Origin of the sequence: Sphingopyxis yananensis, assembly GCF_020687785.1 — a bacterium.
GTDB lineage: Bacteria > Pseudomonadota > Alphaproteobacteria > Sphingomonadales > Sphingomonadaceae > Sphingopyxis > Sphingopyxis yananensis.
This window is the reverse complement of sequence record NZ_JAJEWI010000008.1, coordinates 462,432-478,237: the sequence shown is the minus strand read 5'-3', so window position 1 is coordinate 478,237 and position 15,806 is coordinate 462,432. Positions and strand designations below refer to the sequence as shown.

The window sequence follows — 15,806 nt, the reverse complement described above, 5'->3', positions numbered from 1 at the left end:
GCGCCGACATGGCTGGCGCGCGCCCTTGTGTTTTCACGATTCCCGTTCACCGCGCTTTTGCGGATGCCTTGGCCGATGGGCTGATCACACGCTTTGCGGGGGATGATCTGGGCTTGGCGCGCGGCGTCATTCTGCTGCCCAGCAACCGAGCGCGCATGGCGGTGCAGGCAGCCTTTGTGCGCGCTGGCGGGGCGGGGCTGTTGATGCCGCGCTTGGCGGTGGTCGGCGACGCTGATCTGGACGAAAATGTCGGCTTGGCACTGGATGGGCTGGATGCAGGCGTAGTGTTGCCGCCTGCCATTGATGCCCTGCAACGCCGGTTGATGCTGGCGCAATTGATCGAAAGCCATAATCCGCAAGGCGAAGAACGGATTGAAGGCGCGGCGGCCTTTGTGTTGGCGGAGGGGCTGGCACGGGTGCTGGACCAATTGCATTATGAAGAAATTCCGCACGCCCATTTGGCCGATATTGAATCGCAATTGGGCGATCTGGCCAATCACTGGCAATTGTCTTGGGCTAGGCTGCGTTTGTTGGTCGAAAAATGGCCCGCCGAACTGGCGAAAACGGGGTTGATGGACCGCGCCGACCGCCGCAACCAATTGCTGAACCGTGTAGCCGAAAATTGGGCGGCGCAATCCCCCGCATCCTTTGTGGTGGCGGCCGGTATCACCACGGCGGCCCCCGCCATTACGCGGTTGCTGCGCGTCATTTCCGAATTGGATGGCGGCATGTTGGTCATTCCGGGCTTGGATTTGACGATGTCGGCCGAGGAATGGGACGCGCTGGGCCCCGCGCCGGTCCCCGCTGACCATATGGGCATGCGGCCCTTGGAAACGCACCCGCAATATCATTTGAAATTGCTGTTGGGACGCATGGGCATCGCCCGTGATGATGTGATGACATGGGACGGCGTGTCGGATTTTGATGGACCCGAACAGCGCGGCTCGTTCCTGTCGCTGATGTTCGCGCCAGCGGCCTTCACCCATCGCTGGCAAAATGAAGGGGATTTGGCCCCAGCCTTGACGCATGTGCAAGCCGCTAGTTTTGCCGACGACAATCAAGAAGCGCAGGCCATTGCCCTGTTGATGCGCCATGCGCTGGAAACACCTGCCCGCACCGCAGCCTTGGTGACGCCCGACCGCAATTTGGCGCGGCGGGTGGCGTCGGCTTTGGCGCGTTGGGGCATTGGGGTGGATGACAGCGCGGGCCAGCCTTTGTCCCAGACCCCGCCCGGTGCTTTATTGGCGTTGCTGGCGGAATTGGGCGCAGAATTTGATCCAGTGCGCCTCATCGGCATGCTGAGCCATCCGCTGGTCCGCAAGGGCGAGGGGCGGTTGATTTGGCTGGACCATGTCCGCGCCTTGGATTTGTTGCTGCGGGGGCCGGGTTTGTTGCCCGGTTGGCATGGCATCAGCGACCGCATTGCCCAGCGCGCCGATGACCCCAAGGCACGGGGCCATGCCGCCGCTGTGCAACTGCGGCCATGGTGGGATGATGTGATGGCCGGGCTGTATCCGCTGCTCACCATATTCCATAGCGGTGCGGCGTCGCCGCCTGCCGCCTTTTTGGACGCCCTGCAACAGGGGCTGGAATGGCTGAGCGGCGATGATGCATGGACGGGGCCTGCGGGCCGCGCTTTGTCGGCTTTGTTCGACCGGTGGGCCGTGTCGCGCCAATATGGCCCTGCGACGGTGAGGCGCGATGATTTCCCGCAAATGTTGGCGGAGTTAATGGCCGGTGAAAGCGTGCGCGCCCCCTTTGGTGGGCACCCGCGCTTGTTCATTTGGGGCCTGCTCGAGGCGCGCTTGCAACGCGCCGATGTGATGATTTTGGGCGGTCTTGACGAAGGGCGCTGGCCGCCGCGCCAAAGCCCTGATGCATGGCTGGCCCCCGGTGTGCGGCGCTTGCTGGGGCTGGGCGCGTTGGAGCGGCAACAAGGCGCCGCGGCGCATGACTTTGCGGGCGCTTTTGCAGCACGCCATGTCATCATCACCCGCGCCCAGCGCAGCGGCGGCGACCCGATGGTCGCGTCGCGTTTCTGGTTGCGTTTGGCGGCGCTAGGCGGCGATTTGCCCGAACCCATGCCGGATGGCAGCGCGATCACCCGCTTGGCCGCCGAATTGGATGTGCCGGACGGGCGGGCTCAACCCGCGCTGCGCCCTGCGCCATCGCCACCCGCCGACGTTCGCCCGCGTAAAATCAGCGTGACCGCTGTCGATCGTTTGGCGCGCGATCCCTTTGGATATTATGCCAACCAAATATTGGGCCTGTCGGCGCTGGACCCATTGAGCGCGCTTCCCGACCCGCGTTGGCGGGGCACAAGGCTGCACAGCCTGTTTGAAAATTGGGTGCGGGGCGGGGCCAGTGCTGCGGGTTTCGAACAGGAAATGGACGCGCTTCGCGCCGATCCGGCGCTGGACCCGTTGGCCGCTCGTTTTTGGTTACCGCGCATGGAACCGGCGCTGCGCTGGGCGGCGGGGCAAGTGATGGCGGATGCTGACCGCAAGGCAGCGGGCGTCGAACTGCGCGGTTCGATGCAAACCGACGGCATCGAACTGCACGGCAAAGCGGACCGCGTAGACCGCGACGCCGAAGGCCGAATTAGCATTGTCGATTATAAAAGCGGTGCCGCCCCGTCGGGCGCGGCGGCGGCGGCTGGGCTGGACAATCAATTGGGCTTACTGGGCCTGATGGCGCGCGAAGGCCATATGGAGGGCGTCGATGCCCATGATGTGGCGGCGCTGGAATATTGGTCGCTCAGCCCGCAACGAAAATTGGGCGGGGCGGGCAAGGTCACGACGCCTTATGGGTCGCGTTCGGAATTGAAGTCGGCGGAACAAGCGGTGGATTTTGCGGCGGACCGGCTCAGCGATTTGGCGGCGCGCTATTTGCTGGGCGGCCAAGCTTTTGAGCCGGGGGCAAATGCCAAATATGGCGAATATGACCAATTGATGCGCCGCGATGAATGGTTCGGCCGCGAGGATGTAAAACCATGAGCAGCCTGTCCCCCCTTGCGTCATTGGACGAACGGCAAGGCGCCGCCGCTGACCCCGCCCATCATGTGTGGCTGGGGGCGTCGGCGGGCACGGGCAAGACGCAGGTTTTGTCCGCCCGTGTGCTGCGTTTGATGCTGCAAGGCGTGCGGCCGGACGCCATTTTGTGCATCACCTTTACCAAGGCTGGGGCCGCCGAAATGGCGCACCGCATTCATGAACGCTTGGCGACATGGGTGCGCGTGGCTGACGCCGAATTGCGGCTGGATCTACAGGCCTTGGGGCTGGATTGGGCCGAGCATGGCTTGATGGACCGTGCCCGTTCGCTGTTTGCTATGGTGATTGACAGCCCCGGTGGGTCGGTGCGGGTGCAGACGATCCACAGCTTTTGCCAAACTTTGCTGGCCAGTTTCCCGCTGGAAGCCAAGCTGTTGCCCGGTTTCCGTCCGATTGAGGATGACGAAGCCGCTTTGTTGAAACGGCAGGTGTTGATCAAGTTGCTGGCCGAAGAAGGCGATGATGGGGACAGGCTGCGCGCTGCCGCCGTGACGCTGGCACGGCGGATGAACCCCGATGCGGCGCTGCAATATTTGTCGCTATGCGCCGCCAGCTTTGGCGGGCCGCCTGCTGTTTTGCCGCCCACGCGCCATCATTTGCGTTTGTCGTTGAACCTGCCCACCAGCGATGTGGCGGATTATCTGGCAAGCGTGATGGCCAGCGGCTTGGTGGCGGATGATGATATGCAGGCGGTGGCCACATTGGGCGCGGCGTGGGGCACCAAAACGGGCCTGAAATATGCGGATAAAATGGTCGATTGGCTGTCCGCATCGCCGGAAGCGCGCACCGCCTTGCTGGAGGGGGTGCTGAGCTGTTTTCTGACCGATAAAAATGAATATCGCAAAGATTTCAGCGGCGAAAAAGGCAAGATGAACGGCTGCTTTGACGCGGCGCAGCGCATTGTGGCCGCCCTGCAAAATATTCGCGATACGGCGGCGGCGATGCGGGTGGCCGATGAATTGGCGTCCGCGTGGATGCTGGGCAGCCGCTTTGCCGAAGCTTATGCGCTGGCCAAGCGCGAACGCGGCTTCGCCGACTTTGATGATCTGATCAGTCTGGCGGGTAGCTTGCTGCGGACCAGCAATTTTGGCGAATGGGTGCGGTTCAAACTGGACCAGCGCACCGACCATATTTTGGTCGACGAAGCGCAGGATACCAATTTGCGCCAATGGGGCATTATCCATTCCTTGGCTGAGGAATATTTTGCGGTGAGCCCCGAGGATGGCGGCGAGCGCAGCCCGACCCTATTCACGGTGGGCGACCGCAAGCAGAGCATTTACGGGTTTCAGGGCACCGAACCAGCGGCCTTTGAAACGGCGCGTACTTTGTTTGACGTGTTGGGCGAACGGGCGGGGCAGCCGCTGCATCAGGTGAATTTGGAAAGCAATTACCGCTCGACGCCCGCCATCTTGCAAGTGGTGGACCGCTGGTTGGCGAGCGGCGGCACGGCGGCCATGGGGCTGGAGGGGCAGGAGCCGCCGCACCACCCGTTCCGCAAGGGCCAAGCGGGCCAAGTGGAATTGTGGCAACCGCTGCGGGTTGGCAAGGCGCTGAGCGCGCTGGACGCCGAAGATGGCACAGGCGTGCCGTCCGCCGCGGCTGCCGTCGGTGCAGATGATGGCGACGATGCTAGCAATGGCGCCGACAGCGAATGGAGCGCGGATAGCCCCAGCGCCGACAGCGGCGCACCAGCTAGCGACCCCGCATCCATGCGCTTGGCCAATGCGATTGCCGATGAAATTCAGCAATGGATTTTGCACGGCAAGGATGGCCGCCCCGTGGTGCCCGGCGACATCATGGTGTTGGTGCGTAAACGTCGCGATTTGGCGGCGCGCATTGTCGCGCGGCTTCAGGCGTTGGACGTCGATGTGGCGGGTGTGGATCGTTTTGCGCTCACCCAGCCCTTGGCGGTGCAGGATTTGGTGTCGGCCATGCGCTTTGCCGTTCAGCCCGAAGATGATCTGAATTTGGCCAGCCTGCTGGTGTCCCCGCTGATTGGTTGGACGCAGGACCAGCTTTATCGCTGGATAGGCGGGCGGGGCCGCACGCCCATTTGGCCCTATTTGCGCGCCACGGAGGCAGAGGCAGGCGTGCCCGCCGAAGCCATGACGGCATTGCGCCAATTGCTGGGCATGGCGGACATGACTACGCCCTTTCGCTTTTTGGACCATATGTTGTCCGGCCCCTTAGATGGACGGCGCAAATTATATGCGCGCTTGGGGCGCGAGGCGCGGGACCCGATTGACGAATTGCTGAATCAGGCGCTGAATTTTGAACAGACGGACAATGTCTCGCTGCTCAGCTTCCTCAGCCGGATGGACGCCAGCGCCATTGATATTAAACGCCAGACCGAAGCGCGCAGCGAGGCTGTGCGCGTGATGACGGTGCATGGGTCCAAGGGGTTGCAGGCCCCGATTGTGATTTTGGCTGACGCCACCGAAGAAGCGGGGCTGGGCTATCGTCCTTTCCATATGGATTTGGAAGCATGGCAGAAATTGCCGGTCTTCCCCCTCGCCAAGGATGAGAGATATGGCCGTATTGCGGCGGCCTATGACCAAGCCGTCGATGCGGCGCGCCAAGAAGATTGGCGCTTATTCTATGTGGCGATGACGCGGGCCGAAGAAATATTGGTGATCGCGGGCACCACGAAAAAGCCGGACGGCAGCGTCGCGGAGGGCAGCTGGCACGCCGCCGCGCAGCAAGTGTTGGAAGATTTGGACTGCGGCTGGGAAGATGCAGGGCCGCGTTGGGGCCTGCGCAGCGTTTATCGCACATCGTCGCGCATATGGGGCCGCAAGGGAAAAGCGAAATCCGCGCCCGCTGCGGCGTTAGTGGTGCCCGATTGGGCGGTGCGTCCCGCCCCCGAAGAAGCGCGGCCCCCGCGTCCCTTGGCTCCGTCGCAATTGGGGGCGGATGATGTCGCCAGCCCGCCGATGGGCGTGGACCGCAGCGCCGCTGTGTCGCGCGGTTTGTTGCTGCACCAATTGTTCGAACGCTTGCCCGAGGCTGCGCCCGACCAGCGTTCCGCCGCCGCGCTGCGCTGGTTAGCGGCGCAACTGCCATCGGCCAGCGAAACGGAACGCCAAGCAATGGCCAAGGAAGTGTTGGCGATTGTGAATGACCCCGAATATGCCGACATTTTCGGGCCGAATAGCTTGGCCGAAGTGCCCTTTTCTGCGGTGGTGGACGGTTTGGTGGTGGCGGGCATCGTCGACCGATTGTTGGTCACGCCGGACCGCGTGTTGGTGGTGGATTATAAAACGGGCCGCCATGTGCCAGCCACGCCGCAGGATGTCGCGCCAGCTTATCTGCGGCAAATGGCGGCCTATGTCGCCGCCTTGGCGGTGATTTTCCCAGGGCGCAGGGTTCATGCTGCCTTGATTTACAGCTCGGCGGCCAAGTTGGTGAAATTGGACGATCAACTTTTGGCGCCGCACAAGCCGGGCTTCATGGGGGTATAGGCGAATTTCCTGATTTCAGCCCTTGAGAGACGCTGCCGCAGACCCTAGCTATAGGGCCATTGGATTCAGGAGATAGAATATGGCTACCAAAGCGATCAGCGACGCCAGCTTTCAGGCTGACGTGTTGGATAGCGACACCCCCGTCTTGGTTGATTTTTGGGCAGAATGGTGCGGCCCATGCAAAATGATCGGCCCTGCATTGGAAGAAATTTCGGACGAGCTTGGGGAAAAGGTGGTGATCGCCAAGCTGAATATTGACGATCATCCCGATGCACCCTCGAAATATGGCGTGCGCGGCATTCCCACCATGATCTTGTTCAAAAATGGTGAGATCGTCGAAACCAAGGTTGGCGCTGCCCCGAAAAGCGCCCTGAAAAATTGGTTGGAAGGCGCGCTGTAATCAGCCGCAATTCGCGACCAAAAAAGCCCGCCTTTCGGTTGGAAAGGCGGGCTTTTTTATGGACCGAAAGCGTGTTGGTTTAGCTGCGATAATTGGCGTTAATGTTGATATAGCCATGCGTCAGGTCGCAGGTCCACACAGTGGCGCGGCCTGTGCCAATGCCCAAGTCTGTGCCGATACGAATATTCTTCTCGCGAAGATGGGCTGCGACGGGCGCTTCGTCATATCCATCGACGGGTAAACCGTCGCGGGCGACCCAATGGTCACCAAAACGAATGGCCAGGCGGTCGCGGTCCGCAGGTTCGCCGGCCTTGCCAACGGCCATTACCACACGGCCCCAATTGGCGTCCTCGCCCGCCACAGCGGTTTTGACCAGCGGGCTGTTGGCAATGGCCAGTGCGATTTTCTTGGCGCTGGCGTCATTGGCGGCGCTGGTCACCTCGATTTCGATAAATTTGGTTGCGCCTTCGCCGTCACGCACCACCAATTGCGCCAATTCCAGCGCCACGGCGCGAATGGCGGAAAATAAGGCATCGGCCCCATCATCATCGCGGCTGATCAGCATGGCGTTGCCAGCAGCGCCTGTGGCGAACAACAACACCGTGTCGCTGGTCGACGTATCGCTGTCGACGGTAATGTTGTTAAAGCTGGTGTCGGTCGCTTCGCTTAGCATGTCTTGCAGCAATTGCGGGCTGACGGCGGCGTCGGTAAAGATATAGCCGAGCATGGTGGCCATATCGGGCGCGATCATGCCCGATCCCTTGACGATGCCCGCTACTTGCACGGTCTTGTCGCCAATCACCGCGCTGGCGCTGGCCCCTTTTGCAAAGGTGTCGGTGGTGCAAATGGCGTCGGCGGCGTCTTCCCACGATACGGGCTGGGCGTTCAGTGCGGCCTCAACGCCGGCTTTGGCTTTGTCTTTGGGTAGCGGGACGCCGATCACGCCAGTTGAACTGACGAAGACGTCGCTGGGCTGGCAATCCAAGGCTTGGGCCACTTGGCCCATAATTTGTTCTACCGCCTCGCGCCCGCGATATCCGGTAAAGGCGTTGCTGTTGCCAGCGTTAACGATCAAGGCCCGCGCGCGTCCCAAGCGCACTTGCTCGCGGCCCAATTCCACTTCGGATGAACAGCAGACATTGCGGGTGAACACGCCCGCGACATTGGTGCCTTCGGACAATTCCACATAGGTCAGGTCGCAGCGGTCCCATGTTTTATACTGCGCGCGCGCGGTGCGCAGCGTCACGCCCCCAATCATAGGTAGATTGGGAAAATGGTCAGGAGCGAGCGGGGATTTGGTCATGGTCATGCCAGCGGCATAGCGCGCTGTGCGGCAAAGAAAAACCCCTCCCGCACTTGGCGGAAGGGGTGTTTCAAAAGCTTGCGCGAAAATTAAGCGGGCAGGCCGCTGATTGCCTTGATTTCCATGAAATCTTTCAGGCCGAACAAGCCGCCTTCGCGGCCATTGCCCGATTGCTTATAACCGCCAAAAGGCGCGCCGGGGGCGGGGCCCCAACTGTTGATGGCGACCATACCAGCGCGCAGGCGCGGGGCGACATCCGCTGCCTTTGCAGGATCGCCAGTGATGACGGCGGACAGGCCATATTCCGTGTCATTGGCCACCGTGATCGCGTCTTCCAGCGTGTCATAATCCATGACCGTGGCGACAGGGCCAAAGGTTTCTTCTTTGGCGATGCGCATGTCAGGGGTGACGCCCGAAAAGACGGTCGGCTTGATATAATAGCCACGGTTGACGTTGCTGGGCAGACCCGTTCCGCCCGTTTCCAGCGTTGCGCCTTCGTCGATAGCAGATTGAATGAGTTCTTGAATTTTGTCGAACTGGGCCTTGTTGACGACGGGGCCGATATGCGCACCTTCCTGCATTGGGTCGCCAACCTGTGTGCCGTCGAACATCGCCTTGATAATACCAACAGCTTCGGCCTTGCGGTCTTTTTGCACCAAGATGCGGGTCGGTGCGATGCAGCTTTGGCCCGTGTTGACCAACACGCCCGATGCGGTGGCTGGCAGAACATCTTCCAGCTTGGCGTCGGGCAGGACGATGTTCGGCGACTTGCCGCCCAATTCTTGGTGGACGCGCTTGACGGTGTCGGCAGCGGCCTTGGCGACCAAAATACCGGCGCGGGTCGAGCCGGTGAAGCTGACCATTTCAACATCCTTGTGGGCACTAATGGCATTGCCAACCGTGGGGCCGTCGCCTTGTACCAAGTTGAACACGCCCGCTGGAACGCCTGCTGCTTCCAAGATTTCAGCAAAAATCACGGCATTGCCAGGGCATTCTTCGGATGGTTTCAATACCATGGTGTTGCCGCCCGCCAAGGCAGGGGCGACTTTCAGGGCGATTTGGTTGAGCGGCCAGTTCCAAGGCGTAATCATGCCGACGACGCCTATGGGTTCATACACCACGGTGTTTGGGCCCATTTTTTCGGTGAAGGTGAAATTTTTCAGCGCTTCGATGGTGCCAAGGAAGCCGCCAATAGCAGCGCCCACCTGTGCGGTTCCTGCGAAGCTGACCGGCGCACCCATTTCGGCGGCCATCGATTTTGCCAAATCTGCGCCACGCTTTTTAAATTCTTCGACAATTCGGCCCATCAAAGCAAGCCGCTCTTCGCGGCTGGTTTGGCTGAAGCTTGTAAAGGCTTTGCGGGCTGCCGCCACGGCGGCGTCGACGTCAGCGGCGGTACCCATAATCACGGTGCTGGCTGCTTCTTCGGTCGCCGGATTGATGACCTGATGTTCCTTGCCGCCGATGCTGTCGACCCATTGGCCGCCAATGAAATGCTGTTTCAGATGCTGTTCGGTGCTCATCAAAATTCTCCCGTGGATATTATAGGTATCGAATTGATACCTAGTGCTTCCGCTCAATGAATCAAGCGCGCGATTGGCTCGAAAGGTTCAAGCTTAACGTTTTTCTGCGGCAAGGCGCGACATTAAAATGGCCGCGCGTTTGGCTTGGCGCGGGATGCTGGCCAAATCGACCGTTTCCCCCGGTGCATGGTCGCCATGGGATGCCGCACCAAGGCCAACCAATCCGTCCACATCCGCCGCGACAAAGCTGATATCCCCTGCGCCGCGCTTCATTGGGTCCAAGGGGGCCATGTCGGGCAGGCCCAAGTCCCGATTCACGCCATTGAGCTGCGCCAGCAACGCGCGATTGCCGTCGGTTGGGGCCATCGGGGGATAGGCCACAGGGTCAAAGCGCAAAACCGCGCTGGTGCGCGGCGCATGATCGGTCAAAATAGCCTGCATTTTGGCTTTTACGCGGGCGGATTGTTCGGCGGACAAGGTGCGCAAATCGCCTTGGGCTATGGCTGTGGGTGGTATGATGTTGGATTTTCCTTGTGCCGTTCCGTGTGTTGCGCTGGAGTCCATCGCCGCTTGTTCGCCCCCAAGGATCAAGCCGATGTTAAAGGTTAAATAGGGTTCGGGCAATTCGGTGCGAAAACGGTGAAGGATGCGGGCCATTTCAAAAATTGCCCCGTCCCCGCGATCTGCGCTGAAAATTGCCGAGCTATGGCCGCTTTCGCCGCTGGTGGTCAGGGTCCAGCTTTCGCTGCTGCGCCGTGCGATGCTGCCCATATCTTGGCCATTTTCGCGGGATAGGCCTTCGAAATCCAAGGCCACATCGGCGCGTTTCCCGGCATCGATCAAATCAGCGCGGGGCAGGTTGGTGGGGTTGCCAGCATCTTCTTCATCGCCGGTCATATGAATTTCGATATTGGCGTCTTTCAAGGTTCCAGCGGCCTGCATGGCGCGCAGAGCAGATAATATTACGACGATGCCGCCTTTATTGTCGCCGACCCCAGGCCCTTCGGCACTGTCACCCTTGCGAATGAAGCGTTGGAAGGGGGAGGATGGTTCAAAAACCGTGTCCAGATGCGCGATCAGCAACAGCTTTTTTCGGCCCGCTTTGCCTTGATGCGTGGCGATCAAGTGACCCGCACGCTGGGTTTGCGGCATGGCTTTCCACTGGACGCTAAAACCCAATGGTTCCAATTCTGCACGCACCATATCAGCGACCTTTTCCACGCCCGCCAAATTGAGCGTGCCGCTATTTTGGTTCACCAAGCGTTCCAGCAAATCGACATGCTGCTGGGCCTGTGTGTCGACGGTGCGGACCATTTTTTGTTCGGCGGCGGACAATTGCGCATGGGCAGGGGATAGGGTCAGGAATTGAAGGGCGACAAAGGCACCAAAGGCAGGCAATTTCATAGGGACGGATGCTCCTGTTTGCGCAAGCTTAAGCGATGGCCGCGGGGGTGCAAGCGCCAGTGCTGAGGCCCAACTAAAAAAAGCATGGCACCAAGAAAAAGGCCCGACTGTTGCCAGCCGGACCTTTTTGATAAGCTTAAAAAGCCAGTGCAGCGATGTTAGGCGCTGTAATACATGTCATATTCGACAGGGCTTGGCGTCTGTTCGAAACGATACACATCGTCCCACAGCAGTTCGGCATAGGCGTCGATCTGGTCCTTGGTGAACACGTCGCCCTTCAGCAGGAACTCATAATCTGCGGCCAGCGAGTCCAAAGCTTCGCGCAGGCTACCGCAAACGGTGGGCACTTCTTTCAACTCTTCGGGCGGCAGATCATAGAGATTCTTGTCCATGGCTTCGCCGGGGTGAATCTTGTTCTGAATGCCGTCGAGGCCAGCCATCAGCAGAGCTGCATAGCAAAGATAAGGGTTCGCCATTGCGTCGGGGAAACGGAACTCCACGCGCTTTGCCTTGGCACCCGTGCCATAAGGAATACGGCACGATGCCGAACGGTTGCGCGACGAATAAGCCAGCAGCACAGGTGCTTCGAAACCGGGGACCAGACGCTTGTAGCTGTTGGTCGATGGGTTGGTGAAAGCGTTCAGCGCCTTGGCATGCTTCACAACGCCGCCGATGAAGTACAGGCACATGTCGGACAGGCCAGCATAGCCATTGCCAGCGAACAGCGGGTTGCCCTTTTCCCAGATCGAGAAGTGGGTGTGCATGCCCGAGCCGTTATCGTCCTTGATAGGCTTGGGCATGAAGGTTGCGGTTTTGCCATAAGCATGGGCGACCTGATGCACGACATATTTGTATATCTGCATACGGTCGGCGGTTTGGGTCAGCGTCCCAAAGGTTAGGCCGAGTTCGTGCTGAGCAGCCGCCACTTCATGGTGGTGCTTGTCGCAAGGCAGGCCCAGTTCCAACATGGTCGACACCATTTCGGCGCGGATGTCGACGGCGCTGTCCACAGGCGCTACGGGGAAGTAGCCGCCCTTAACGCGGGGACGGTGAGCCAAGTTGCCACCTTCATAGCGGCGACCGGTGTTGGTTGGCAGTTCGATATCATTGATTTCAAAGCCCGACTTGTTGTAGCCGGTTTCAAAGCGAACGTCGTCGAACATGAAGAATTCGGCTTCGGGCCCAACATAGACGGTGTCGCCAATGCCAGTGGTGCCGAGGAAGGCTTCTGCGCGCTTGGCGGTGGTGCGTGGGTCGCGGGTGTAACCTTCGCCGGTCGCGGGTTCCAATACGTCGCAGAACATGACGATCATCGGGGTGGCCGAGAAAGGATCGTCATAAACGGCGTCCAGATCGGGCTTCAGGATCATGTCGGATTCGTTGATGGCTTTCCAACCATGGATCGACGATCCGTCGAACATCAGGCCGTCTTCCAGCGAGTCTTCGTCAATGGCGCTGGCGCACATTGTCAAATGGTGCCATTTGCCACGGGGATCGGTGAAACGCAGATCCACCCACTCGATATCATTTTCTTCGATACGTTTCAGGATATCTTGCGGCGTCGTAGCCATGTTTACATATTCCTTTTTACGAATGGTCCGGAACGCCGGCCCTGATGATGGGTATGTGAGTGATAAATTCGTGAATTAACGGGAATTAAAGGGCATCTTCATTCTGTTCGCCGGTGCGAATACGCAAGGCGGATTCCACAGGAATGACAAAGATTTTGCCATCGCCAATACGGCCGGTTTGGGCCGCTGCGGCAATGGCTTCGACCACGCGATCGGCCAGACCATCTTCGACAACCACTTCCAATTTTACCTTGGGCAGAAAGTCGACGACATATTCTGCGCCGCGATATAGTTCCGTATGGCCTTTTTGGCGGCCAAATCCTTTGGCTTCGGTAACCGTGATGCCACTGACGCCGACTTCGTGCAGGGCTTCTTTCACTTCATCGAGCTTGAAGGGTTTGATGATCGCCTCAATCTTTTTCACGCTTTATTCCCCTTTGGGCCGTCTGCCGCTGTATCCGTCTGCTCATCTTTAGCCATATCCGTCGGTCCGGCGTGGCTATGCTTGAGTCGCCGCAGCGCCCTGCCATCTTGCACCAATCAAGACCCGTGCCAATTGCCGAATCGGCAGAAAAGCGGACTATTTTTACCGCCACGACGCGGTCATGCCTGTTATTTGGGCAATATGCACGAAACTCTGCCTATTTATTGGGCAGGGGGTTTGCGTGACAAGCTGTACGGCTATGCACTGACCGGCGGGGCGGCATGGAGGGATAAAAAAAGCGCCGAACGAGCCGGCGCTTTTCTATTCTGCTATCGCTTGGAAAGAGTAATCAGCCTCAGCGGCCCAAAGGGGCCGCGTCGGTGGCCAAATTGGCCTTGGTCCAATGCGAGCGTTCGATGATATAAGCCCGCAGGTTTTCGGCGTCCTTGGGCGTCAGAACCTTGGCGAAACTGACCATACCACGGTCTTGCAAGATTCCGTCGATCAGCACGCCTTTCCATGCATCCGCATTGGTCAAAGTGGCGGATACGCGCAGGTCTGGCGTAAAGCCGTTGCCAATCGCACTGCCGCCATGACAGACCGCGCAATATCGACCAAACAGCGCCTTACCCGACGCAATATCTTGCGCTGTGCCGATTTGGGCTGGGGGATTCCACGCCAAGGCCGTGCTGACGGGCAGCGGTGGCAATTTGGCGGTGCCGCCCAATTTCATGACAATCAGGCGCGGGATATTGGGCGTTTTGCGGCTTTGGCTGCCCGCGATACCCGCAGCCAATGGAAAGGCCCCGCCTTTGCTGGTCATGAAGGCGACATATTGCGTCCCGTCGATGCTGTAGGTCGATGGTCCGCTGAGGATACCGGACTGCATATCTAGGTCCAGCAAGGTCTTTCCGCTGTCGGCGCTATAGGCGCGGAAGCGGCCAGTGCTAGTGCCCTGAAACACCAAATTGCCAGCGGTCGTCATGGTGCCGCCATTCCATGCGGCGGGATAGTCAACGGCCCATGCCACTGTGCCTTTGCGCGGGTCAAAGGCCACCAGACGCCCCGTGCTGGCGGCGGCGGCGGCGCGATAGGCAGCTGGGTTGTCGGGCAATCCGGTTTCGGTCAGCGATGATCCGACGTTAAAGCCCAGCACTTTGCGGCGGTCGAGCTCGCTCATGTCGTTTAAATATCCTTGTGGCACCTGCTGGGCGGGGATGTAGACCAAACCGGTGTTGGGGTTGAAACTCATGGGGTGCCAGCTATGCGCGCCCAAGGCACCGGGAATGGCCACAAAGGGCTTGCCGGTTTTATAGAAACGGGCTTCGGGATTTTCGATGGGGCGACCTGTGGCTAGGTCATAGCCGCTGGCCCAGTTGATGCCGTCGACAAAGGGTTTGGCGTCGATCAATTTGCCGTTGGCGCGGTTGATCGTAAAGAAAAAGCCATTTTTCGGGGCGTGATACAGAACCTTGGTCAGCTTGCCGCCCACATCTTGCTCGGCCAAAATAATCGGTTGGGTGGCGGTATAATCCCAGCTTTCCGCCGGTGTTTCTTGATAATGCCATTTATAGGCACCCGTTTTGGCGTCCAGCGCGACAATGGAGGACAAGAACCAATTGTCACCTTCGCCATTGGAACGGGTGCCATGGTTCCATGGGTTGCCATTGCCGACGCCCAGATAAATTTGGTCCAAATCCTTGTCATACACAATGGCGTCCCACACGGTGCCGCCGCCGCCGGATTCCTTCCATTCGCCCTTGTCGGACCATGTTGCATTGCCCTTGGATGCGAAAATCGCATCGCTGGCTGCGCCGTCTTTTTTCTTGTCTGGGTTGGGGGCGGTGTAGAAACGCCAGCGCAATTTTCCGGTGTCGGCGTCATAGGCGCTGGCATAGCCGCGCACGCCAAATTCTGCGCCCGCATTGCCGATGATCACCATGTCGCGCACCACGCGCGGCGCACCTGTAATCGTATAGGGTTTGTCTTGGTCCACCGTCACTTCGGACCAAATTTCTTTGCCGGTCTTGCGGTCCAGCGCGATCAAACGGCCATCCAAGGTTGCGACGAACAATTTATCGCCCCACACCGCGACGCCGCGATTGACCACGTCGCAGCATGCGTTGACCGCGCGTTCGCCCGCCACCTTGGGGTCGAAGGACCATAAGGGTTTGCCCGTTGCGGCGTCCCATGCCGATACCTTGGACCAAGCATGGCTGACATATAGCGTGCCATCGACCATCACTGGCGTCGCTTCTTGGCCGCGTGCATCCTCTAGGTCTGCGAACCATGCAATGCCAAGATCGCCAACATTTTTGTCGTTAATTTGGGTGAGCGGGCTGTAGCGTTGTTCGTCATAGCCATAGCCAACAGCCACCCATTCGTCACCGTTGCCGCCATTTTTCAGCAAGGCTTCGCTGGCCTGTTCCGCTGAGTCTAAGGCGCCCGACCCGCTGTTTGTGTTGCAGGCCGTCAGCAACAAGGGGGCAAGGGCCCACCAATATTTTCGCGTGATGTGCATCCCCATCCGTCACTCTCCCATTTGCCCAATTGCGTTCTTTGTCGAACGTCTGGAACAAATCTGCGCGGGTTGGAGGACGGGCGCAAGCCTGAAAAGCAACCATTGAGCGCTGAAAGGCGACAAGCAAAGGTTGCCGCCTTTCAGCTGAA

The 15,806-nt window shown here is 59.5% G+C and carries 9 protein-coding genes; 3 read left to right on the top strand and 6 right to left on the bottom strand.

What is annotated here, in order from left to right:
* Positions 1–8: 8 nt before the first annotated feature.
* From addB to trxA, 3 genes are all read left to right on the top strand, one after another.
* Entirely contained in the window at positions 9–2,996 is a 2,988-nt protein-coding gene (addB, locus tag LKO31_RS10410) for a double-strand break repair protein AddB (protein ID WP_227690452.1), read from the top strand.
* Positions 2,993–6,511, top strand: a complete 3,519-nt coding sequence (locus tag LKO31_RS10405) for a UvrD-helicase domain-containing protein (protein ID WP_227690450.1) — start codon at positions 2,993–2,995, stop codon at positions 6,509–6,511. Before addB ends, LKO31_RS10405 begins: the two co-directional genes overlap by 4 nt.
* Before the next feature lie 79 nt (positions 6,512–6,590).
* Entirely contained in the window at positions 6,591–6,911 is a 321-nt protein-coding gene (gene trxA, locus LKO31_RS10400) for a thioredoxin (RefSeq protein WP_227690449.1), read from the top strand.
* A gap of 79 nt (positions 6,912–6,990) precedes the next feature.
* On the opposite strand, the gene argJ is transcribed toward trxA, so the two are convergent.
* The 6 genes from argJ to LKO31_RS10370 all read right to left on the bottom strand — a co-directional run bounded on the left by argJ (position 6,991) and on the right by LKO31_RS10370 (position 15,663).
* The gene (gene argJ, locus LKO31_RS10395) at positions 6,991–8,220 is read right to left on the bottom strand and encodes a bifunctional glutamate N-acetyltransferase/amino-acid acetyltransferase ArgJ (RefSeq protein WP_407699272.1); all 1,230 of its coding nucleotides are present in this window, start codon (positions 8,218–8,220) and stop codon (positions 6,991–6,993) included.
* A gap of 83 nt (positions 8,221–8,303) precedes the next feature.
* Positions 8,304–9,737 (bottom strand): aldehyde dehydrogenase family protein, encoded by a 1,434-nt coding sequence (locus tag LKO31_RS10390; protein WP_227690447.1) that lies wholly within the window; start codon positions 9,735–9,737, stop codon positions 8,304–8,306.
* A gap of 93 nt (positions 9,738–9,830) precedes the next feature.
* On the bottom strand, positions 9,831–11,141 hold the full coding sequence (locus LKO31_RS10385) for a M20/M25/M40 family metallo-hydrolase (protein ID WP_227690445.1): 1,311 nt from the start codon (positions 11,139–11,141) through the stop codon (positions 9,831–9,833).
* A gap of 158 nt (positions 11,142–11,299) precedes the next feature.
* Positions 11,300–12,712 carry a type I glutamate--ammonia ligase gene (glnA, locus tag LKO31_RS10380; protein ID WP_227690444.1) on the bottom strand — a complete coding sequence of 471 codons (1,413 nt, stop codon included), beginning with the start codon at positions 12,710–12,712 and terminating at the stop codon, positions 11,300–11,302.
* A gap of 85 nt (positions 12,713–12,797) precedes the next feature.
* A complete protein-coding gene (locus LKO31_RS10375) occupies positions 12,798–13,136 on the bottom strand; it encodes a P-II family nitrogen regulator (RefSeq protein WP_227690442.1) in 339 nt (112 codons plus the stop codon).
* A 355-nt stretch (positions 13,137–13,491) separates the two neighbouring features.
* Positions 13,492–15,663 carry a PQQ-dependent dehydrogenase, methanol/ethanol family gene (locus tag LKO31_RS10370; RefSeq protein ID WP_227690440.1) on the bottom strand — a complete coding sequence of 724 codons (2,172 nt, stop codon included), beginning with the start codon at positions 15,661–15,663 and terminating at the stop codon, positions 13,492–13,494.
* Positions 15,664–15,806: the final 143 nt, after the last annotated feature.

Bases quoted from the DNA above. Each gene is read 5' to 3' on its own strand.
- addB (WP_227690452.1), top strand. From the start codon at position 9: ATGGCTGGCGCGCGCCCTTGTGTTTTCACGATTCCCGTTCACCGCGCT.
- LKO31_RS10405 (WP_227690450.1), top strand. From the start codon at position 2,993: ATGAGCAGCCTGTCCCCCCTTGCGTCATTGGACGAACGGCAAGGCGCC.
- trxA (WP_227690449.1), top strand. From the start codon at position 6,591: ATGGCTACCAAAGCGATCAGCGACGCCAGCTTTCAGGCTGACGTGTTG.
- argJ (WP_407699272.1), bottom strand. From the start codon at position 8,220: ATGACCATGACCAAATCCCCGCTCGCTCCTGACCATTTTCCCAATCTA.
- LKO31_RS10390 (WP_227690447.1), bottom strand. From the start codon at position 9,737: ATGAGCACCGAACAGCATCTGAAACAGCATTTCATTGGCGGCCAATGG.
- LKO31_RS10385 (WP_227690445.1), bottom strand. From the start codon at position 11,141: ATGAAATTGCCTGCCTTTGGTGCCTTTGTCGCCCTTCAATTCCTGACC.
- glnA (WP_227690444.1), bottom strand. From the start codon at position 12,712: ATGGCTACGACGCCGCAAGATATCCTGAAACGTATCGAAGAAAATGAT.
- LKO31_RS10370 (WP_227690440.1), bottom strand. From the start codon at position 15,663: ATGGGGATGCACATCACGCGAAAATATTGGTGGGCCCTTGCCCCCTTG.